At 74.5% G+C, this 20348-nt stretch carries 18 protein-coding genes and 1 riboswitch; of the genes, 11 read left to right on the plus strand and 7 right to left on the minus strand.

Translation table 11 applies throughout. The annotated features are described in order from the left end of the window. Nucleotides 1-98: 98 nt before the first annotated feature. Nucleotides 99-848 carry an SDR family oxidoreductase gene (locus ACFVYI_RS14625; RefSeq protein ID WP_387885003.1) on the plus strand — a complete coding sequence of 250 codons (750 nt, stop codon included), beginning with the start codon at nt 99-101 and terminating at the stop codon, nt 846-848. Between the two features lie 320 nt (nt 849-1168). Beyond that, a complete protein-coding gene (locus ACFVYI_RS14630) occupies nt 1169-2239 on the plus strand; it encodes a PhlD (RefSeq protein WP_387885006.1) in 1071 nt (356 codons plus the stop codon). Between the two features lie 265 nt (nt 2240-2504). On the opposite strand, the gene ACFVYI_RS14635 is transcribed toward ACFVYI_RS14630, so the two are convergent. Continuing rightward, nucleotides 2505-3080 (minus strand): TetR/AcrR family transcriptional regulator, encoded by a 576-nt coding sequence (locus tag ACFVYI_RS14635; protein WP_387885009.1) that lies wholly within the window; start codon nt 3078-3080, stop codon nt 2505-2507. A 105-nt stretch (nt 3081-3185) separates the two neighbouring features. Between ACFVYI_RS14635 and ACFVYI_RS14640 the strand changes: the two genes are divergently transcribed. Beyond that, entirely contained in the window at nt 3186-3791 is a 606-nt protein-coding gene (locus ACFVYI_RS14640) for a dihydrofolate reductase family protein (RefSeq protein WP_387885011.1), read from the plus strand. Here ACFVYI_RS14640 and ACFVYI_RS14645 read toward each other — a convergent pair. Continuing rightward, nucleotides 3745-4734, minus strand: coding sequence for an EamA family transporter (locus ACFVYI_RS14645; protein ID WP_387885014.1), 990 nt, complete (start codon nt 4732-4734; stop codon nt 3745-3747). The two genes, ACFVYI_RS14640 and ACFVYI_RS14645, sit on opposite strands and share 47 nt — an antisense overlap. A gap of 168 nt (nt 4735-4902) precedes the next feature. Here ACFVYI_RS14645 and ACFVYI_RS14650 point away from each other — a divergent pair, with 168 nt between their 5' ends. The 5 genes from ACFVYI_RS14650 (at nt 4903) to ACFVYI_RS14670 (ending at nt 8854) form a co-directional block, all read left to right on the plus strand. Beyond that, the gene (locus tag ACFVYI_RS14650) at nt 4903-5364 is read left to right on the plus strand and encodes a gamma-glutamylcyclotransferase family protein (protein WP_387885016.1); all 462 of its coding nucleotides are present in this window, start codon (nt 4903-4905) and stop codon (nt 5362-5364) included. A gap of 200 nt (nt 5365-5564) precedes the next feature. Next, nucleotides 5565-6803: a precorrin-6y C5,15-methyltransferase (decarboxylating) subunit CbiE gene (gene cbiE / locus ACFVYI_RS14655; protein ID WP_387885019.1), complete on the plus strand. Its 1239-nt coding sequence runs from the start codon at nt 5565-5567 to the stop codon at nt 6801-6803. Beyond that, nucleotides 6800-7561: a precorrin-4 C(11)-methyltransferase gene (gene cobM, locus ACFVYI_RS14660; RefSeq protein ID WP_387885022.1), complete on the plus strand. Its 762-nt coding sequence runs from the start codon at nt 6800-6802 to the stop codon at nt 7559-7561. The genes cbiE and cobM overlap by 4 nt, the downstream gene beginning before the upstream one ends. Next, the gene (locus tag ACFVYI_RS14665; protein WP_387885024.1) at nt 7558-8310 is read left to right on the plus strand and encodes a cobalt-precorrin-6A reductase; all 753 of its coding nucleotides are present in this window, start codon (nt 7558-7560) and stop codon (nt 8308-8310) included. The genes cobM and ACFVYI_RS14665 overlap by 4 nt, the downstream gene beginning before the upstream one ends. A 40-nt stretch (nt 8311-8350) precedes the next feature. Continuing rightward, nucleotides 8351-8854 carry a DinB family protein gene (locus ACFVYI_RS14670; protein ID WP_387885027.1) on the plus strand — a complete coding sequence of 168 codons (504 nt, stop codon included), beginning with the start codon at nt 8351-8353 and terminating at the stop codon, nt 8852-8854. A 94-nt stretch (nt 8855-8948) separates the two neighbouring features. On the opposite strand, the gene ACFVYI_RS14675 is transcribed toward ACFVYI_RS14670, so the two are convergent. Together ACFVYI_RS14675 and ACFVYI_RS14680 are read right to left on the minus strand one after the other, a co-directional pair. Further along, nucleotides 8949-10478 (minus strand): UDP-N-acetylglucosamine 1-carboxyvinyltransferase, encoded by a 1530-nt coding sequence (locus ACFVYI_RS14675; RefSeq protein ID WP_387885029.1) that lies wholly within the window; start codon nt 10476-10478, stop codon nt 8949-8951. 141 nt (nt 10479-10619) lie between these two features. After that, nucleotides 10620-11738 carry a cobalt-precorrin-5B (C(1))-methyltransferase gene (locus tag ACFVYI_RS14680; protein ID WP_387885032.1) on the minus strand — a complete coding sequence of 373 codons (1119 nt, stop codon included), beginning with the start codon at nt 11736-11738 and terminating at the stop codon, nt 10620-10622. A 225-nt stretch (nt 11739-11963) separates the two neighbouring features. On the opposite strand from ACFVYI_RS14680, the gene ACFVYI_RS14685 reads away from it, so the two are divergent. Beyond that, the gene (locus tag ACFVYI_RS14685) at nt 11964-12380 is read left to right on the plus strand and encodes a prevent-host-death protein (RefSeq protein WP_387885033.1); all 417 of its coding nucleotides are present in this window, start codon (nt 11964-11966) and stop codon (nt 12378-12380) included. Continuing rightward, entirely contained in the window at nt 12377-12802 is a 426-nt protein-coding gene (locus ACFVYI_RS14690) for a cytotoxic translational repressor of toxin-antitoxin stability system (protein WP_387885036.1), read from the plus strand. Before ACFVYI_RS14685 ends, ACFVYI_RS14690 begins: the two co-directional genes overlap by 4 nt. Nucleotides 12803-12861: 59 nt before the next feature. On the opposite strand, the gene ACFVYI_RS14695 is transcribed toward ACFVYI_RS14690, so the two are convergent. The 3 genes from ACFVYI_RS14695 to ACFVYI_RS14705 are packed head-to-tail and all read right to left on the minus strand — an operon-like array spanning nt 12862 to nt 16210. Then, a complete protein-coding gene (locus tag ACFVYI_RS14695) occupies nt 12862-14376 on the minus strand; it encodes a precorrin-2 C(20)-methyltransferase (protein WP_387885038.1) in 1515 nt (504 codons plus the stop codon). After that, a complete protein-coding gene (locus ACFVYI_RS14700) occupies nt 14373-14999 on the minus strand; it encodes a precorrin-8X methylmutase (protein ID WP_387885041.1) in 627 nt (208 codons plus the stop codon). The genes ACFVYI_RS14695 and ACFVYI_RS14700 overlap by 4 nt, the downstream gene beginning before the upstream one ends. Then, the gene (locus ACFVYI_RS14705) at nt 14996-16210 is read right to left on the minus strand and encodes a cobalamin biosynthesis protein CobG (protein WP_387885043.1); all 1215 of its coding nucleotides are present in this window, start codon (nt 16208-16210) and stop codon (nt 14996-14998) included. The genes ACFVYI_RS14700 and ACFVYI_RS14705 overlap by 4 nt, the downstream gene beginning before the upstream one ends. A 143-nt stretch (nt 16211-16353) precedes the next feature. Continuing rightward, nucleotides 16354-16427: riboswitch (cobalamin riboswitch) on the plus strand. Nucleotides 16428-16612: 185 nt separating this feature from the next. Between ACFVYI_RS14705 and cobN the strand changes: the two genes are divergently transcribed. Further along, nucleotides 16613-20227: a cobaltochelatase subunit CobN gene (cobN, locus tag ACFVYI_RS14710; RefSeq protein ID WP_387885046.1), complete on the plus strand. Its 3615-nt coding sequence runs from the start codon at nt 16613-16615 to the stop codon at nt 20225-20227. Nucleotides 20228-20348 lie beyond the last annotated feature (121 nt).

The following is a 20348-nucleotide window of genomic DNA, read 5'->3' on the forward strand; positions in this document are numbered from 1 at the left end:
GTCGGCGCCCGGCCGGATGGACGCCCTTGACGACCATCGCCGTTCAATCGAAAACTGATCTCTCGTCATGTTCTCGCAATATCGAGGGAGTTGCATTCATGATCGGGAAGATCTCGGTGGTCACAGGGGCGGGCAGCAACGTCGGACGGGCCTGCGCGCTGGCCCTGGCGGCGGACGGCTGGTCAGTCGTCCTGGTCGGCCGGCGCAAGGAGGCCCTGGAGGAGACCGCCCGGCTGGCCGGGCCGTCCCTCGCGGACCGCCTGGTTCCGCTGGCCGCGGACATCACCGACCCCGCGGCCGTACGCGGGCTGTTCGCCGAGGTCGCGCTGCGCTTCGGCCGGCTCGACCTCCTGTTCAACAACGCGGCCGACACCATGCCCTACATCCCGACCGAGGACGTCGCCGCCGAGGACTGGGGCCGGGTGCTCGGGTCCATCGCCACCGGCAGCTTCCTCTGCGCCCAGGCCGCGTACCGGATGATGAAGGAGCAGTCGCCGCGCGGCGGACGGATCATCAACAACGGCGCGCCGTCGGCCCACGTCCCCCGCCCCGACTCGATCGCGTTCACCGCCGCGAAGCACGCGGTGGCCGGCCTGACCAAGTCACTCTCCCTGGACGGGCGCCGGTACGACATCGCCTGCGGGCAGATCGACATCGGGAACGTGACGCCCGGCGACAGGGAGCAGCCCGCCGCCCGCCAGGCCGACGGCAGCCTCCGGGTCGAACCGACCATGGACGTCCGCCATGTCGCGGAGGCCGTGGTGACGATGGCGGCGCTGCCGCTCGGCGTGAACATCCCGTCGATCACGGTGATGCCGAGCGCCATGCCCTACGTCGGCCGCGGCTAGGCCCGGGCCGTGGAAGAGCGCCGAACGGAGCGGCGGGCCGCAGCACTCCCATTCCGCATGACGACTCTGAGTGACCGTAGCGGCGCCCTGCGCTGGACCGGAGCCCCGGAGCCGGCCGGTGCACGACCCCCATCAGGCCCACCGTGCGGCGGAAGTACCGGGGATGGGCGGGTAGCGTGTGTACGTCAGTATCCGGGCGGGGCCCCCGAGAGCGTCACGGTGCGTCACGACATGTCGACGCACTCCGTGCGTCCGCCGCACGGGTGCCGGCTGCCCCGTCCACCCGGACGCGGCACGGACCGCTCCGAGGACACCGCGACATGCCTACCCCGACCACCGCGTACGTCAGCCGACCGGCCCTGGTCGCGGGCCCCCACGTCGTCCCGGCCGAGCGGATCCGCGACGACATCCTCGCCCGCAACCCCGACTACCCGCCCCGGCAGGCCCAGACCGTGCGGATGGCCCTGAGCAACCTGCCCGGCACCCGCCGGTACTTCCAGCCGTACGAGGTCGTCACCTCGCCCGACCGCACCGCCGCCGAGCGCAAGAGCACCACCATGGCCGACCTGCTGGCCGCCGCCGAGCACGCCGCCACCGAGGCGATGGCGAACGCGGGCGTGAACGCCGAGGACGTCGACTGCATCGTCGTCAGCAGCGCGACCGGCGACGGGGTGCCGGGGCTGGACATCCTCCTCCAGCAGCAGCTCGGACTCCGCCCGGACATCCGCCGCCGACCCATGACGCAGCTGGCCTGCGCGGGCGGCGCGCACGTGCTGATCGCCGCCCAGGAGTACCTGGCCGGGAACCCCGGGGGTGTCGTCCTGGTGGTCGCCGGCGAATCCCTCTCCTCGCTCTACCAGGACACCCAGACCTCGATCGAGGACCAGATCTACAAGGGGCTCTGGGGGGACACGGTCGGTGCGGCCGTCGTCACCGGCGAGCGGCGCACGCCCGGGCTGCGCCTCGGTCACAGCTTCGAGTACACGATCCCGCGGACCACCGACCGGTACCGCAAGCTGACCGACGAGCGCGGGGACCACTTCGCCTCCACCCGGGCCTCGCTCCGCTCGGTCACCGACCTCGGGCCGGCCCTGCTCGCGTGGCTGGACCGGCACGGCGGCCGGGAGCTCGACTTCGGTGTGCTGCATCCCGGCGGGCCCGCCATAGTCGACCGCCTGGGCACGCTGCTCGGCGTGGACGAGGCCTTCCTCCGGCATTCCAAGGCGGTGCTCGCCGAGGAGGGCAACCTGGGCGGAGCGACGGTCTTCTCCGTCCTGGCCCGGACCCACCGGACGCCCCCGGCCACCGGCGCGCGCGGCCTCGTCTTCGGCCTCGGCCCGGGGGTCGCCCTCAGCGCGCTGCTCGTCAGCTGGGCCGGCCCCGCCGACTGAGCGCGTGGCGGGTAGCGGGTAGCGAGCTCCCGCGCGGCCTCTGCGGCCGTCGACCCGGACTGCGGCGCCCGCTCCGGAGCCGGGCGCCGACAGGGATCCGGGCACTGCTCGGAGCACTCCGAGCACCGACACGGGATCAGATCGCCGACACGGAACCGATCACCGCTCGGACCACGAGCGTCACTAGGGGCCCGGTCAGCGATCGTGGACCGCGCGATGGTCGTGCACCGATCGGCGACAGGACACCGGGCGCCGACCGGGACCGCTACGCGCTCGGCACGATCCGCTCGACCAGCGTCCCGACCAGCGCGGCGAGGTCATCGGCACCCAACACCTCGGGCAGGGTGAGGTGTTCGACGATCAGGCCGGTCATCGCGAGGTAGAGGACGACGACCGTGTCGCGATCCCCGGGAAGGCCCTCGCCCACGTGGTAGGCGATGTTCGCCTCCAGCTGCTCGCGGACCGTCTCGCCGAGCTCACTGCGCAGGTCCGGCCGACGGGTGGCCTCCAGGCGCAGTTCGAGCAGGGCCAGGTAGCCGGCGCGCTCGACGGTGATCCGGCCCAGCAGGTCCTGCATCAGAGCGGCGACCAGGTCGCGGTCGCGCGGGGCACGCAGCAGGTCGGCGATGACGGCTGGCTCCGGGGTGAGCCGGTGATGGATGTGGCGGGCGGTCTGGTGGAGCAGCTCGTCGCGGTTGGCGAAGTAGTTGGACGCGGTGCCGGCGGGGACGCCCGCCTGGGCGTCGACCGCGCGGAAGGTGAGCCCGCGGGCGCCCTCACGGGCGAGCACGTCGATGGCGGCATCGGTGAGAGCGGTACGGCGAGCGGGGTTCTGAACCACGACTCTGATCCTCCTTCAGAAGACCCTGGACAACCACTACAGACTGAGTACTATACCTGGAGTGGTTGAGGGCGCAGGGTCCTCGCCCGAACCCCAAGGACGTGAATGCGCAAGCTCACCTACTACGTCGCCGCCACCCTCGACGGCTTCATCGCCGCCCCGGACGGCGCCTACGACTTCTTCGATCCGTTCATCACCGACGAGCACATCTCGTTCATGGTCGGCGAGTTCGGCGACGCCCTTCCCACCCCCGCCCGCACGGCCTTCGGTCTGACGGACGCGCCCAACACGCGCTTCGACACCGTTCTCATGGGCCGCGGCAGCTACGACCCGGGCCTGGCCCTCGGCCTCACCAGCCCCTACGGCCACCTGCGGCAGATCGTCTTCTCCCGCTCGCTCACCACCAGCCCGGACCCGGCCGTCGAGGTCACCGCGGAGGACCCGCTCGACCTGGTCCGCCGACTGAAGCAGGAGGAGGGCCTCGGCATCTACCTCTGCGGCGGCGGCGACGTCGCCGGCCGGCTCCTGCCGGAGATCGACGAGCTGATCGTCAAGCTGTACCCCGTCGCGATCGGCTCCGGCGTCCCGCTCTTCCGGGCCGACTTCTCGCCGAACAGCTTCACCCTGGCCGACACCCGGGTGCTGGGCAACGGAGCCGTCGTCCTCACCTACGCGAAGGCCGCCGCGGTGCCCGCCCCGACAGCCCGCTGACGCTGACCACCAGGCAGACCCCGACGACCACGATCGCCCCGCCCACCAGGGTGGGGCCGGTCAGTGGTTCGGCCAGCACCAGCGAGCCGAGCAGGACCGCCACCACCGGGTTCACGTACGCGTAGGTGGCGACCAGGGTCAGCGGCGCGGACTGCAGCAGCCAGGCGTACGCGGTGAAGCCGACCAGCGAGCCGACCACCACCAGGTAACCGAGCGCCAGCCAGGACCGGGTGGAGTAGGCGCCGAGGTCCAGCCCGCGCTGCTCCCCTCGCGCCAGTCCGATCAGCACATTGCCCAGCCCGCCCACGATCATCTGGTACGCGCTCGCCGCGAAGACGTTGCCCGGCATCGGGATCCGCTTGGCGGCGAACGAGCCGGCCGCCCAGGTCAGCGTGGCGCAGATGACCACGATCACGCCGGCCGGGGCGACGTCCCCGCCGATCGCGGGTGCGGAGAGCACCGCCAGACCGACCAGCCCGAGCAGCACCCCGGCCAGTTCGACGGGCTTGGGCCGGTCACCGGTCGCCGCCGTGAGCAGCACCATCCAGAGCGGGACGGCCGCCACCAGCAGCGCGGCCAGCCCGGACGGGATGGAGTTCTCGCCGAGCACGACCAGCCCGTTGCCGCCGGTCAGCAGCAGCAGTCCGACCAGCGCGGAGGAGCCGAACTGCCGCCGGTCCACCCTCAGTCCGGCCCGCCCCTGACGGAACAGGACGAAGCCGCCCAGCAGCAGCCCGGCGACGAGGAACCGCGCCCCGGCGGAGAGGAACGAGGGCATCGTCTCCAGGGCGATCCGGATCGCCAGATAGGTCGAACCCCACACCACGTACACCACGGCGAGCGCCAGCCAGACCGCGCTGCCCAGGCCGGCCGGGCCGGGGACGGCGTCGGCGGGTACGCCGGCCGGGGCCGTGACGGACGGGCGCGAGACGGGAGCTGTCATGGGTGTCCCCCTAGGACGGTACTGGCGGTCACCCGCCATGACAGCGCATCAGCGCACCCGCGCGCCAGTGGGTATCACCAACCGGTCGCCGCCGCCCTCCGGGGCGCTCGGCGCGGGCGCTACGGTGGGCGCTCCCCCAGCCGGGAGGACCGCGCACCAGGAGGCCCCTTGTCCGACGCACCACCCGCCGACCAGCCCGCCGACCGGCCCGCCGCCCTGCCGTTCTTCGTCTACGGCACGCTCCGCACCGGCGGCCGCAACCACGCCGTCCACCTGGCCGGGCGCTGCGCGGCCGTCCGGGCCGCCGTGCTCGACGGCGCCGCACTGCACGACGGCCCGGGCTTCCCGTACGCGGTGCCGGACGCCACCCCCGGCCGGCGCGTCATCGGCGAGCTGATCACCGTGCGCCCCGGCGCGTACGCTGCCGCGCTCACCGCGCTCGACCGGCTGGAGGACTGCCGGGCCGACGGCACCGGCGAGTACGTGCGCAGGCGGCTGGCCGTCCGGACGACGACCGGGGGCACCGAGGACGCCTGGGTCTACCTGGCCGGCCCGGCCGTCGCCGCCCGCCTGCGCGCCCGCCCGGCACTCGTCCCGTCCGGGGACTGGACCCGCCGCGACGAACACTGAGGGCGGGGGACCGGAGCCGAGGACGTCAGGGCCTGCCCACGCCCGAGGCGCCCCGGCCACCCAGCGCTTTGTCGACATTGCGCCAGTACCGCATGGCGCCAGTACCGGTCACCGAGGCCCGCCACCCTCGCCGGAGGCCGCCCCGGCGGCGGCGGGTAGGCTGCCGCCTGCACGTTTCCCCGTCCCCGAGGAGCCTTCCGGTGTCCGACCTCCCTCCCCCGATCACCGTCGTCGGGATCGGGGCCGACGGCTGGCCCGGCCTCGCCGCGACCTCCCGGGCGGCGCTGCGGGCGGCCGAGGTCGTGATCGGCGGACCCCGGCAGCTGGCCCTGCTCCCCGCCGAGGAGGTCGCCGCCGAGCGGGTGCGGTGGCCGTCCCCGCTGCGCCCGGCCGTCCCCGGGCTGCTCGCCGAACACGCCGACCGCCGGGTGGCGGTGCTGGCCAGCGGCGACCCGATGTTCCACGGCATCGGCCGCACCCTCGCCGAGACGGTCGGCGCCGGGCGGCTGCGCGTCCTGCCGCACCCCTCCTCGGTCTCCTACGCCTGCGCCCGGCTCGGCTGGCCGCTGGAGGCCACCCAGGTGATCAGCCTGGTCGGCCGCCCCCTGGACACCCTGGCACTCGCCCTGCACCCCGGCCGCCGGCTGCTCGTCCTCAGCGCCGACGCCCGCACGCCCGCCGCCGTCGCCGCGCTGCTCACCGCGCGCGGCTACGGCACCGCCCGGCTCCGCGTGCTGGAGCAGCTCGGCGGCCCCGGCGAGCGGCAGCTGGACGGCCCGGCGGACGGCTGGCCGCACGCCGGCGGCGACCCGCTGAACGTGATCGCGGTCGAGCTGGGCGACGGCCCCCGCACCTCCCTGGTGCCCGGTCTGCCCGACGCCGCCTACGAGAGCGACGGCCAGCTGACCAAGCGGCACGTCCGCGCCGCCACCCTGGCCACCCTGGCCCCCGCACCCGGCGAACTGCTCTGGGACGTCGGCGGCGGCTCCGGCTCGATCGCGATCGAGTGGCTGCGCGCCCACCGCGACAACCGGGCGGTGACCGTCGAGCGCAGCGCCGACCGGGCCGAACGGATCGGCCGCAACGCCGCCGCGCTCGGCGTGCCCCGGCTGCGGGTCGTCACCGGCCCGGCGCCGGACGCGCTCGCCGGACTGCCCACCCCCGACGCCGTGTTCATCGGCGGCGGGCTCACCGCGCCCGGCCTGCTGGAGGCCTGCTGGGCGGCCCTGCCGCCGGGCGGCCGGCTGGTCGCCAACACCGTGACGCTGGAATCCGAGGCCCTGCTCACCACCTGGTACCGGCGGCACGGCGGCGAACTGCTGCGCCTCGCCGTCGCGCACGCCGTACCGGTGGGCGGCTTCACCGGCTGGCGGCAGGCGATGCCGGTCACCCAGTGGTCCGCCGTCAAACCGTCGACCGATCCAGGAGCGAGCTCATGACCGTCTACTTCATCGGGGCCGGCCCGGGCGCCGCCGACCTGATCACCCTGCGCGGTGCGCGCATCCTGGCCCGCGCCGAGGTCTGCCTCTACGCCGGCAGCCTGGTGCCGCGCGAGCTGCTGGCCGAGTGCCCGGCCGGCGCCCGGCTGGTCGACACCGCGCAGCTCGACCTGGACCGGATCGTCGCCGAGCTGGTCGCCGCCCACGAGGCCGGACAGGACGTGGCCCGGCTGCACTCCGGCGACCCGTCCGTGTTCAGCGCCGTCGCCGAGCAGATGCGCCGCCTCGACGCGGCGGGCGTCCCCTACGAGATCGTGCCCGGCGTGCCCGCCTTCGCCGCCGCGGCCGCTGCGCTCAAGCGCGAGCTGACGGTGCCGACCGTCGGTCAGACCGTCATCCTCACCCGGATCGCCAAGCGGGCCACCCCGATGCCCGAGGGCGAGGACCTCGCCACGCTCGGCCGCAGCGGCGCCCTGCTGGTGCTGCACCTGGCCGCCGGGTACATCGACGACGTGGTCGAGCAGCTGCTGCCGCACTACGGCGCCGACTGCCCGGCCGCCGTCGTCGCGATGGCCAGCCGCCCGGACGAGCTGGTGCTGCGCGGCACCGTGGCCACCATCGCCGGGCAGGTGAAGGCGGCGGGCGTGGTCCGCACCGCCGTCATCCTGGTCGGCCGGACGCTGGCCGCCGAGCAGTTCCGGGACAGCCACCTCTACTCGGCGGACCGCGAGCGCCCGCACGAGCCCTGCGGCGCGTGAGGGCCCACCTGCTCGTCCTCGGCGGCACGACCGAGGCGCGGGCCCTCGCCGCCGCCCTGGCCGACGCACCGCCGAGGGTCACCAGCTCGCTCGCCGGGCGGGTCGCCGAGCCCCGGCTGCCCGCCGGCGACGTCCGGATCGGCGGCTTCGGCGGACCGGACGGGCTCGCCGCCTGGCTGCGCGCCGAGCGGGTCGACGCGGTCGTCGACGCCACCCACCCGTTCGCGGCCGTCATGTCGCGCAACGCCGCGCTGGCCGCCGCGGCGACCGGTGTCCCGCTGCTGGCGCTGCGCCGCCCCGGCTGGACGCGGGTGGACGGCGACCGCTGGCACCCGGTGGAGTCGCTGGAGGCCGCCGCCGCGCTCCTGCCCGGGCTCGGCCGGCGAGTCTTCCTCACCACGGGCCGCCAGGGCATCGGCACCTTCGCCCACCTCGACGGCCTGCACTTCCTGGCCCGCTCGGTCGACCCACCCGAGCCGCCGGTGCCCGCCGCCCTCGACGTGCTGCTCGACCGCGGCCCGTTCACCCTGGACGGCGAGCGGGCGCTGCTGCGCGCGCACCGGATCGACGTCCTCGTCACCAAGGACAGCGGTGGCGCCGCCACCGCCCCCAAGCTCACCGCGGCCCGCGAACTCGGCCTGCCGGTCGTGGTCGTGGAGCGCCCGGCGGTGCCGGCCGGGGTGCCGGTCGCCGAGTCCGTGCCGGCGGCGCTGGACTGGCTCGCCGGGCGCGGTCTCACCCTTCGGTAAACCGGGCGACGGCCGGCACCCGGCCTGCCAGGATGGGCCGATGAGAGACGAACAGCGCACCCGGACCGAGCAGAGCGCCGACGAACGCGCCACCCTGGTCAGCTTCCTGGACTTCCAGCGCGACACCCTCGCGATGAAGTGCACCGGGCTGACCACCGACCAGCTCCGCGAGCGCGTCCTCCAGCCGTCCGCGCTCTCGCTGCTCGGCATCGTCCGCCACCTCGCCGAGGTCGAGCGCGGCTGGTTCCGCAACACCTTCAACAACGAGGCCCGGCCCGGCTTCTGGAAGCACCCCGACGGCAGCTTCGCCGAGTTCGACGTCGACGCCGCCGACCCCGAGGAGGCCTTCGCCGTCTGGCGCGGCGAGTGCGACCACGCCCGGGAACTCGTGGCCGCCGCCGAGTCGTTGGACGCTCTCGGACACCACGGCGAGGAGGCCTTCTCGCTGCGCTGGATCCTCACCCACATGATCGAGGAGTACGCCCGCCACAACGGCCACGCCGACCTGCTGCGCGAGCACCTGGACGGCACGACCGGAGAGTAGCCGGGCCCGGAGGCGTCGACCGGGACGGCCGGCCGCCGTACGACTGTCAGCCGGCCTCGACGAACGAGGCCGGCCGACGGGAAGTGACCGACCGTCAGATGTCGCGGAAGGTCTCGATCTGGGCGCCGATCGAGTTCAGGCGCTCGGCGAGGTCCTCGTAACCGCGGTTGATGACGTACACGTTGCGCAGCACCGAGGTGCCCTTGGCGGCGAGCATCGCGAGCAGGATGACCACGGCCGGGCGCAGCGCCGGCGGGCAGACCATCTCGGCGGCGCGCCAGCGGGTGGGGCCCTGGACGAGCACCCGGTGCGGGTCGAGCAGCTTGATGTCCGCGCCGAGCCGGGTGAGTTCGGTCAGGTAGATGGCGCGGTTGTCGTACACCCAGTCGTGGATCATCGTGGTGCCGTGGGCGGACGCGGCGATCGCGGCGAAGAACGGCACGTTGTCGATGTTGATGCCGGGGAACGGCATCGGGTGGATGGTGTCGACCGGCGCGGTCAGCTTGGAGGGGCGCACGGTGAGGTCGACCAGCCGGGTGTAGCCGTTGTGGGCCCGGTACTCGGGGGTGCGGTCGTAGTCCAGGCCCATCCCCTCCAGCACAGCGAGCTCGATCTCCAGGAACTCGATCGGCACCCTGCGGATCGTCAGCTCGGAGGAGGTGACGACCGCGGCGGCGAGCAGGCTCATCGCCTCCACCGGGTCCTCGGCCGGGGTGTAGTCGACGTCGCGGGTGATCTCGGGCACGCCGTGCACGGTGAGGGTGGTGGTGCCGATGCCCTCGATCTTCACACCCAGCCGCTCCAGGAAGAAGCAGAGGTCCTGGACCATGTAGTTGGGGGAGGCGTTGCGGATGACGCTGACGCCGTCGTGCCGGGCGGCGGCGAGCAGGGCGTTCTCGGTGACGGTGTCGCCGCGCTCGGTCAGCACGATCGGCCGGTCCATCGGCGCGCCGGGCTGGACCGAGGCGTGGTACGCGCCGGAGGTGGTGGCGACCTCCAGGCCGAAGCGGCGCAGCGCGGTCAGGTGCGGCTGGACGGTGCGGGTGCCGAGGTCGCAGCCGCCGGCGTACGGGATGGCGAAGCGGTCGGCGCGGTGCATCAGCGGGCCGAGGAACATCAGCACACTGCGGGTGCGGCGGGCGGCCTCGACGTCCATCGCCGCGAGGTCGAGCTCGGCGGGCGGGGTGAGTTCGAGGTCGCGGCCCTCGTTGGTCCAGCGGCTCTTGACGCCGATGCTGGTGAGCACTTCGAGGATCCGGTAGACCTCTTCGATCCGGGCGACCTGGCGGATCGTGGTGCGGCCGGTGGTCAGCAGCGAGGCGCAGAGGATCGCGACGCAGGCGTTCTTGCTGCTGCGGACGTCGATCGCGCCGGAGAGCCGGGCGCCACCGGCGACGCGCAGGTGCATCGGACCGGCGTAGCCGAGGGAGACGATCTCGCTGTCGAGGGCTTCGCCGATGCGGGCGATCATCTCAAGGCTGACGTTCTGCTTGCCCTGTTCGATGCGGTTGACCGCGCTCTGGCTGGTGCCGAGGGCCTCGCCGAGCTGGGCCTGGGACCAACCACGGTGCTGGCGCGCGGTGCGGATGAGGGTGCCGATACGGGTGAGGTAGTCGCCTGTCACTCGCCAGACCATATCTCATGCTTGAGATAGCGACAGAACTCGGGGCGGGCGTTGCGTCACTTATGTCCATTTCTGCTCCGGATTGACGAGGCATCGGCACACCACCGCCACACTCCTGTTACGGATCCGGCGCCCGTCGCCTCAGGGGCCGAGCGGCTCCGCCCGGCCCACGATCGTGCCGGCCCGGTCGATGCAGATGACGTCCACCGCGACCGGCGAGCCGACCAGCACCCCGAGCGCGGTCGCCCGGGCCCCCTCGGCGACGAGATCACCGAGCGGGACGCCGGCGGCGCGGCACAGCTGGATCGCCTCCAGCGCGGTGTTGGCCGCCGCGACGGCCGCGACCAGCTCCGGTCCGGCGCCCCCGGTGCGGGCCAGCCCGGCCAGATGGCCCCGGTCGACCTGGGAGCGGGCCGAGTGCAGGTCCAGGTGACCGGCGGCCAGCTTGGAGAGCTTGGCGAAGCCGCCCGCGACGGTCAGCCGCGGCACCGGGTGGCGCTTCAGGTACTTGAGCACCGCCCCCGCGAAGTCGCCCATGTCGAGCAGCGCGTCCTCGGGCAGGCCGTGCACGGCGGCGGCCACCTTCTCCGAGGTCGAGCCGGTGCAGCCCGCGACGTGGGTGCGCCCGGCGGCCCGGGCCACGTCCACCCCGCGCCGGATGGAGTCGATCCACGCGGAGCAGGAGTAGGGGACGACGATCCCGGTCGTGCCGAGGATCGAGAGCCCGCCGAGGATGCCCAGGCGGGGGTTCCAGGTGGAGCGGGCGATCTCCTCGCCGTGGTCCACGGAGACCTCCACCACGACGTCCCCGTCGCCGCCGAACTCCGCCGCCACCTCGGCGACCGCGTCCCGGATCATCTGCCGGGGCACCGGGTTGACGGCCGGCTCGCCGACGGCCAGCGGCAGTCCGGCCTTGGTGACCGTCCCGACGCCCGGACCGGCCCGGAACACCACCCCGGCGCCCGGCTCCCCCGCCCAGACCGTCGAGCGGATCAGCGCGCCGTGCGTCACGTCCGGATCGTCCCCGGCGTCCTTCACCACCCCGGCCATCGCCCGGTCGCCCGTCCGCTCCTGCGCCGCCAGCGCGAACCCGGGTCGCTGCCCCTTCGGCAGGGTGATCACCACCGGTTCGGGGAACGCGCCCGTCAGCAACGCCTGGTACGCCGCCTTGGTCGCCGCCGTCGCGCAGGCGCCCGTCGTCCACCCGGGCCGCAGCCCACTGCTCTTCAGCTGCCCGGCCCGCCCACCGCCCTCAGCCACGCCGACCGCTCCTCGCCTCACACTGCATCTCCTTCGCCCCGGAAGGCGCACCCCATCCTCCACCGCCATCGACCGACAGCCGCAGCCGGGGCGCCGCCGGGTGGCCGGCGAAACCGGTCCCGCCAGAGCCGGAGGAGGCGCCACCGGACGACGCGACGTACGTTACGTACTTGACGTACGCACCCGTGCATATGCACGCTGGGGCGGAACACCGAGGAGGCAGCCATGTCCGCAGTCCACTTCGACAGCTACACCGAGGCGCGCGCACACCTGAAGGACCTCCTCGACGCCGCAGAGGAAGGCCGGGTGGCAACCGTCAGGCGCGACACCGGCCGAGCCGCCGTGGTGGACGTGGAGCGACTGCGCCACTATCTGGCACTGGTCTGCCCGTCGAAGACCGAAGTGGTCGCAGAGGGCGGCGGCTGGTCGGTCTTCATCCCCGGTCTGCCGGTGGCGGCCGACGGCGCGAGCTTCGACGAGGCCATAGCCGAGATGGTGCAAGCGCTGCGCGAGTACGCGGAGGACTGGCAGGACCGACTGCGCACGGCTCCCAACCACCGGGACCACTGGGGGCTGGTCCAGCTGGTCTCTCTCAGTGACGACGACCAGATCGCCGCCTGGCTGGTGGGAGCGGAGCGGTGACCCGACCACAGCCCGACCGCGGGCGCCATGACCAGTTCTGCCGCACCGAGGGCTGGGACCGGGCCCGGGACGCTCATGGACGGACCGGCACCCATCACGTCACGTACGAACTGCCCCTGCGCGACGGGCGCATCTTGCGAACCCGAATGTCGCACCCCGTGAACCGCACCGCCTACGGGCCGTCCCTCTGGGGCCACATTCTTCGCGACCAGCTGGAAGTCACCGAGGATGAGTTCTGGGATTGCGCGCTGCTCGGTCGACTCCCGGACCGTGGAGCTCCCGAACTTCCCAAGGAATCCCTTCCCGCCGATCTGGTCTACCTGCTGATCCACCGGGTCGGTCTCGCCGAGGAGGCCGTGGCCATGTTGTCCCGCGAGGACGCGGCGGCCAGGCTGCAGCGGCACTGGACCGACGGCACCTGACGGCACCGACGGACCTGCTGCCGTCCCCTTCCCGGCGTGCCGGGAAGGGGACGGGGTGCTCAGGCCTCCGGGTAGCGGCGCGGGGTCCAGACGACCTGGGTGCCGTTGCCGCGTTCGACGGCCCTGGTCTGCGAGGAGCCGATGAGCAGGATGGTGCGCATGTCGACCTGGGCGGGGTCGAGGTCGGCGAGGCGGACGGTGCGGACGCGCTCGGTCGGGCCGCCGACGTCGCGGGCCATCACCACCGGGGTGCCGGGTGCGCGGTACTCCAGGAGGAGGTCGCGGGCCAGGCCGACCTGGGTGGTGCGGGACTGCGAGCCGGGGTTGTAGAGGGCGAGCACGAGGTCGGCCTCGGCGGCCGCACGCAGCCGCTTGGCCACCACCTCCCAGGGCTTGAGGCGGTCGGAGAGCGAGACCACCGCGTAGTCGTGGCCGAGCGGGGCGCCGGCCCGGGAGGCGGCGGCGTGGGCGGCGGTCATCCCCGGGAGGATCCGGACCGGGACGTCACGGTAGGCGTCCTCGCAGGCGACCTCCAGGACGGCGGTGGCCATCGCGAAGACGCCCGGGTCGCCGGAGGAGACCACCGCGACGTGGTGGCCGCGCCGGGCGAGGTCCAGGGCGAACTCGGCGCGCTCGGACTCCACCTTGTTGTCGGAGCCGTGGCGCTGCTGGCCGGGGCGCTCGGGCACCCGGTCCAGGTAGGTGGTGTAGCCGACCAGGTCGGTGGCGGTGGCGAGGGCGCCGCGCGCCTCGGGGGTGAGCCAGAGCGGACCCGCCGGGCCGGTGCCGATGACCGTCACGCTGCCGGGGCCCTCGGCCGGCGGGGCCGGCTGCTCCAGCGGTGCGACCTTGCTGGGCAGGACGGCGACCGAGAAGTACGGGACGGTGTCGGCGTCGATGTCGGCCAGCGGGCCGGTGCGCTCGCCCGCCATGAACGCCCGCTCGACGTACTGGGCGTCGGCCAGCCGGCCGGCCCGCTCCAGGGCGCGGCGGACGGTGGGGAAGGTCCGGCCGAGCTTCATGATGACGGCGGAGTCGGCGGAGGCGATCCGCGCGGTCAGCTCCTCCTCGGACAGCGTGCCCGGGATGACGGTGAGCGTCTCCTCGGCCTCGGTGAGCGGCTGCCCGAGCCGGGCGGCGGCGGCGCTGACCGAGGTCACGCCGGGGACCACCTCGGTGGGGTAGCGGTGCGCGAGGCGCTTGTGCATGTGCTGGTAGGAGCCGTAGAAGAGCGGATCCCCCTCGGCGAGCACGACGACGCTGCGGCCGGCGTCCAGGTGGGCGGCCAGCCGGTCGGCGGCCTCCTCGTAGAACTCGTCCAGCGCGCCGCGGTAGCCGCCGGGGTGGTCGGTGGTCTCGACCGTGAGCGGGTAGACCAGCTTCTCCTCGATCTGACCGGCCGTCAGATAGCGCTCGGCGATGGACCGGGCGATGGACCGGCCGTGCCGGGCGCTGTGGTAGGCCACCACGTCGGCCTTGCCGATGAGTTCGGCGGCACGGACGGTGACCAGCGACGGGTCGCCCGGGCCGAGCCCGACCCCGTACAGCCGGCCGGTCTGCTGAGTGTCCGTCACTCTTCTTCACTCGCAATCGCGTTGATGGCGGCCGCGGCGATCGCGCTGCCGCCGCGCCGGCCGCGCACCACCAGGTGCTCCAGGCCGGACGGGTGCGCGGCCAGGGCCTCCTTGGACTCGGCGGCGCCGATGAAGCCGACCGGGACGCCGATCACCGCGGCCGGGCGCGGCGCGCCCGCCTCGATCAGCTCCAGCAGCCGGAACAGCGAGGTCGGTGCGTTGCCGACGGCGACCACCGCGCCCTCCAGCCGGGGCAGCCACAGCTCCATGGCGGCGGCGCTGCGGGTGTTGCCCATCGACCGGGCCAGTTCGGGCACCGACGGGTCGGTGAGGGTGCAGATCACCTCGTTGTCGGCGGGCAGCCGCTTGCGGGTGACGCCACTGGCGACCATGTTGACGTCGCACAGGATCGGCGCCCCGGCGCGCAGGGCCGCGCGGGCCGAGGCGACCGCACCCGGCGAGTACACCAGGTCCTCGACCAGGTCGGTCATGCCGCAGGCGTGGATCATCCGCACCGCGACCTGGGCCACGTCGGCGGGCAGGGCGGCGAGGTCGGCCTCGGCCCGGATGGTGGCAAAGGACTGGCGGTAGATGGACGCGCCGTCCTTCTCGTACTCGATCACTTCGTGGTCCTCCTGGCCTCGGCGACCGCCTCGGCCGTCTCCTCGTTCGTCACGTCCACGGCGGTGCCCCGCCCCGGCGGGGCACCCTGCACCGCCACCCGGTATCCCTGCCCGGTCGCCAACACGTCGACCCACCGCCCGGCCGGGTGGCCGCAGCGGCGCTCGCAGCCCGACCAGTGCACCGGCAGACCGCCCGTCCCGGCCGCTTCCAGGGCCCGGGCCGCGTCGGCCCGGACGTCGGCCCGGGACGACCCGCAGCCGGGCAGCCCGGTGCAGGCGGTGGCACGCTCCCAGGCCGCTCCGGGCGTGGTCCGGAAGCCGGCCGCCGCCAGGTCGGCGAGCCGCCCGGCGGACGCGCCGGGCAGCACCACCCCGCGCCACGGGGTGAGCCGCAGCTCCCCCTCGGCGGCGTCGATCAGCACCCGCCACTGCGCGCGGGAGGCCGGGCCGAAGCGCTGGGCGACCGACAGGCCGCCGGGCACCGCGCCGAGCCGGGGCGGCGTGCCGGCGAACACCGGCAGCTCCACCGGGCCCGGCGGCAGCAGGTCGGGAACCTCCCGCAGGTGCCACGCCTCGCGGCCGGTGGCGCGCAGCGCGTCCAGGAAGTCCCGGGCGGCCGCCAGCGCGGCGTCCACGGCCCGCTCGACGGGCACCGGGCGCGCGGTGGCCGACCGGCCGAGGCGCAGCAGGGCGGTGTCGTCCGGGCCTGCGATCAATGTCACATCGGCGTTCAGCGCGGCCACGTCGCCGCGGCCGTCGTCCAGCACGAACAGGAACTTGCCGGAGAGGGCGGCCGCCCACGGGCTCGCGCAGAGCTTCGCGTCCAGCTCGCGCGCCCAGGCCCGCACGTCGGCGAGGCCGCCGCCGGGGCCGGGCGAGGCGACGATGTTGCGGACCCGCTCGTGGGTGTCGGAGGGCAGCAGCCCGACCGCCCGCAGCCGCCCGCCGAGTTCGGCGCCGCAGTCCGAAGCGAGGCCGCGCAGCTGGACGTTGCCGCGCGAGGTGATCTCCAGGTGGCCGTCGCCCAGCGCCTCCGCGGCCTGCGTCAGCGCCAGCGCCTGATCCACCGTCAGCAGCCCGCCCGGCAGACGGACCCGGGCCAGGGCGCCGTCGGCGGCGGCATGCAGACGAAGCGCTCCCGGGCAGGCGTCCGCGCGGCCCCGGTCGGGCACGGCGGCGCCCGGCGGTGTCGCGTCGGGTGTCGGTGGCATGGCCGCGAGCATACAGATGATCCGATCGGTTGCCGCTGTCCCGAGGGTCACACTCTCGGTCGCTCTCCCCCAGGTCAGCCGCACCCCGTACGATGCTGCCGGGCGGCCCCGCGGGCCGCCCGCACGCCAGCGACGGCGCAGGGGAGGAAGCCGGTGCAAACCCGGTGCGGTCCCGCCACTGTGACCACGGTTCAACCGCCGTGGAAGCCAGGAACTCCTGCCGTCCTCCACCGGCCCGGGGCGCGGACCCCGAGGAAGGCTTGACGCCATGCGCCGCCGCATGCCCGCGACCTCGCCGTCGCCCGTGCCTCCACAGGTGACCCCGCCGTCACCCGTGCTTCCACGGGTGACCCCGCCGTCGCCCGTGCCCATGCCCGCCATCGAGGCCGGGAGGGCCTTCGCATGATCCTGCTGCTGTCGACGTCCGACACCGACCTGCTCAGTGCCCGTGCCGCGGAGGGCCCCGTCCCCTACCGCCTCGGCAACCCGGCCCGCCTCTCGCCCGAGGAGCTGCCCGCCCTGCTGGAGGGCGTCGACCTGGTCGTGGTGCGCCTGCTCGGCGGCCGCCGCGCCTGGCAGGAGGGCCTGGACGCGCTGCTCGCCGGCCCCCGCCCGGTGATCGTGCTGACCGGCGAACAGGCACCCGACGCCCAGCTGATGGAGCTGTCGACCGTCCCCGCCGGCATCGCGGCCGAGGCGCACGCCTACCTCGCCCACGGCGGCGCCGCCAACCTGGCCGAGCTGGGCGCCTTCCTCTCCGACACCGTGCTGCTCACCGGCCACGGCTTCGCCCCACCCGCCTCCGCCCCCGCCTGGGGCCCGCTGGAGCGCGAGGCCCGGACGACCGAGGGCCCGATCGTCGCGGTGCTCTACTACCGCGCCCACCACATGAGCGGGAACACCGCCTTCGTCGACACCCTCTGCCGGGCGATCGAGGACCAGGGCGCCCGGGCCAGGGCGTACTACTGCGCCTCGCTGCGCGGCGCCGAGCCCGAGCTGCTGGCCGCGCTCGGCGAGGCCGACACGCTCGTCACCACCGTGCTGGCCGCCGGCGGCACCCGCCCGGCCGACGCGCAGGCCGGCGGCGACGAGGAGGCCTGGGACGCCGGCGCGCTGGCCGCCCTGGACCGCCCGATCCTGCAGGCGCTCTGCCTCACCTGGTCGCGCGCCCAGTGGGAGGCCAGCGACGACGGCCTCTCCCCGCTGGACACCGCCACCCAGATCGCCGTCCCCGAGTTCGACGGCCGGCTGATCAGCGTCCCGTTCTCCTTCAAGGAGCTGGACGAGGACGGCCTCACCGTCTACGCCGCCGACCCCGAGCGGGCCGCCCGGGTCGCCGGCACCGCCGTCCGGCACGCCCGGCTGCGGCACATCCCGGCCGCCGAGCGACGGCTGGCCCTCGTGCTGTCCGCGTACCCGACCAAGCACGCCCGGGTCGGCAACGCGGTGGGCCTGGACACCCCGGCGAGCGCGATGCGCCTGCTGGAGCGGCTGCGCGCGGAGGGCATGGACCTCGGGACGGACCTGCCGGGGCTGGACACCGTCGACGAGGGCTCCCATGAGGGGGACGCCCTCATCCACGCGCTGATCGCGGCCGGCGGCTACGACCAGGACTGGCTCACCGAGGACCAGCTGGCCCGCAACCCGGTCCGCATCCCCGCCGCCGACTACCGCCGCTGGTACGCCACCCTCCCCGAGGCCCTGCGCACGCACGTCGAGGAGCACTGGGGCCCGGCCCCCGGCGAGCTCTACGTCGACCGCTCGCAGAACCCGGACGGCGACATCGTGCTGGCCGCGATCCGCTCCGGCAACCTGCTGGTGCTGATCCAGCCGCCGCGCGGCTTCGGCGAGAACCCGGTCGCGATCTACCACGACCCCGACCTCCCGCCCTCGCACCACTACCTCGCCGCCTACCGCTGGATCGCGGCCGCGCGCGAGGACGGCGGCTTCGGCGCCGACGCCGTCATCCACCTCGGCAAGCACGGCAACCTGGAGTGGCTGCCCGGCAAGACCGCCGCGCTCTCCGCCGAATGCGGCCCGGACGCCGTCCTCGGCGACCTGCCGCTGATCTACCCGTTCCTGGTCAACGACCCGGGCGAGGGCACCCAGGCCAAGCGCCGCGCGCACGCCACCCTGGTCGACCACCTCGTCCCGCCGATGGCCCGCGCCGACTCCTACGGCGACATCGCGCGGCTGGAGCAGCTGCTGGACGAGCACTCCAACATCGCCGCGATGGACCCGGCCAAGCTGCCGGCGATCCGCGCCCAGATCTGGACGCTGATCCAGGCCGCCAAGCTCGACCACGACCTCGGCCTGGACGAGCGCCCCGAGGACGACGGCTTCGACGACTTCCTGCTGCACGTCGACGGCTGGCTCTGCGAGATCAAGGACGCCCAGATCCGCGACGGCCTGCACGTCCTCGGCCAGGCGCCGGCCGGCACCGACCGGGTCAACATCGTGCTCGCCATCCTGCGCGCCCGGCAGATCTGGGGCGGCGTCAGCGCGCTGCCCGGTCTGCGCGAGGCGCTCGGCCTGGACGAGGCCGCGCTGACCCTGGGTGCCACCGACGCGGCCGAGGCGCAGGCACGCGCCCTGGTCGAGGCGATGGAGGCCGAGGACTGGGCGCCGGAGGCCGTCGAGAAGGTCGCCGCCGGGCTGCCGGCCGCCGTCGCCGACGTGCTCGCCTTCGCCGCCGCCCAGGTGGTGCCGCGCCTGGCGGCCACCACCGACGAGCTGGACGCCGTCCTGCACGCGCTCGGCGGGGGCTTCGTCCCGGCCGGGCCCTCGGGTTCGCCGCTGCGCGGCCTGGTCAACGTGCTGCCGACCGGCCGCAACTTCTACTCCGTCGACCCGAAGGCCGTGCCCAGCAAGCTCGCCTGGGAGACCGGCCAGGCGCTGGCCGCCTCGCTCGTCGAGCGCTACCGGGCCGACAACGACGGCGTCTGCCCGCCCTCGGTCGGGCTCTCGCTCTGGGGCACCAGCGCGATGCGCACCGCCGGCGACGACATCGCCGAGGCCTTCGCCCTGCTGGGCGTGCGCCCGGTCTGGGACGACGCCTCGCGCCGGGTCACCGGTCTGGAGGCGATCTCCCTGGAGGAGCTGGGCCGCCCGCGGATCGACGTCACCCTGCGCATCTCCGGCTTCTTCCGGGACGCCTTCCCGCACGTGGTCGCCCTGCTGGACGACGCGGTGCGGCTGGCGGCCGCCCAGGAGGAGGACGCCGCCGACAACCACGTCCGCGCGCACGTCCAGGCCGACCTCGCCGTCCACGGCGACGAGCGCAAGGCCACCGTCCGCGTCTTCGGGTCCCGCCCGGGCACGTACGGCGCGGGCCTGCTCCAGCTGATCGACAGCCGCGACTGGCGCACCGACGCCGACCTGGCCGAGGTGTACACGGTCTGGGGCGGCTACGCGTACGGACGCGGTCTGGACGGACGGCCGGCCCGGGAGGAGATGGAGACGGCCTACAAGCGGATCACCGTCGCCGCGAAGAACACCGACACCCGCGAGCACGACATCGCCGACTCGGACGACTACTTCCAGTACCACGGCGGCATGGTGGCCACCGTGCGGGCGCTCACCGGCAAGGCCCCGACCGCCTACATCGGCGACTCGACCCGCCCGGAGACCGTCCGCACCCGCACCCTGACCGAGGAGGCCGCCCGGGTCTTCCGCGCCCGGGTGGTCAACCCGCGGTGGATGGAGGCGATGCGCCGCCACGGCTACAAGGGCGCCTTCGAGATGGCGGCCACGGTCGACTACCTCTTCGGCTACGACGCCACCACCGGGGTCGTCGCCGACTGGATGTACGAGAAGCTGACCCAGGAGTACGTCCTCGACCCGGTCAACCGCGAGTTCCTGACCGACGCCAACCCCTGGGCCCTGCACGGCATCAGCGAGCGCCTGCTGGAGGCGGCCGAACGCGGCCTCTGGGAGCAGCCCGACCCGGCGCTGATCGAGCAGCTCCAGGCCGCCTTCCTGGAGACCGAGGGCGACCTGGAGGGCGACGAGGGCTGAGGTCCGTCCGTGCGGTCGCCGCCCCGGGCTCCCCGGGGGGGGGCCCCCCGCAGGGAACGGCCGCCCGGGCCGGCCCCGCCCCCGGCCCCCCCCCGGGTGGGGCGGGACCCCACCGGCCCCC

The organism is Kitasatospora sp. NPDC058218, from assembly GCF_042882445.1.
GTDB lineage: Bacteria > Actinomycetota > Actinomycetes > Streptomycetales > Streptomycetaceae > Kitasatospora.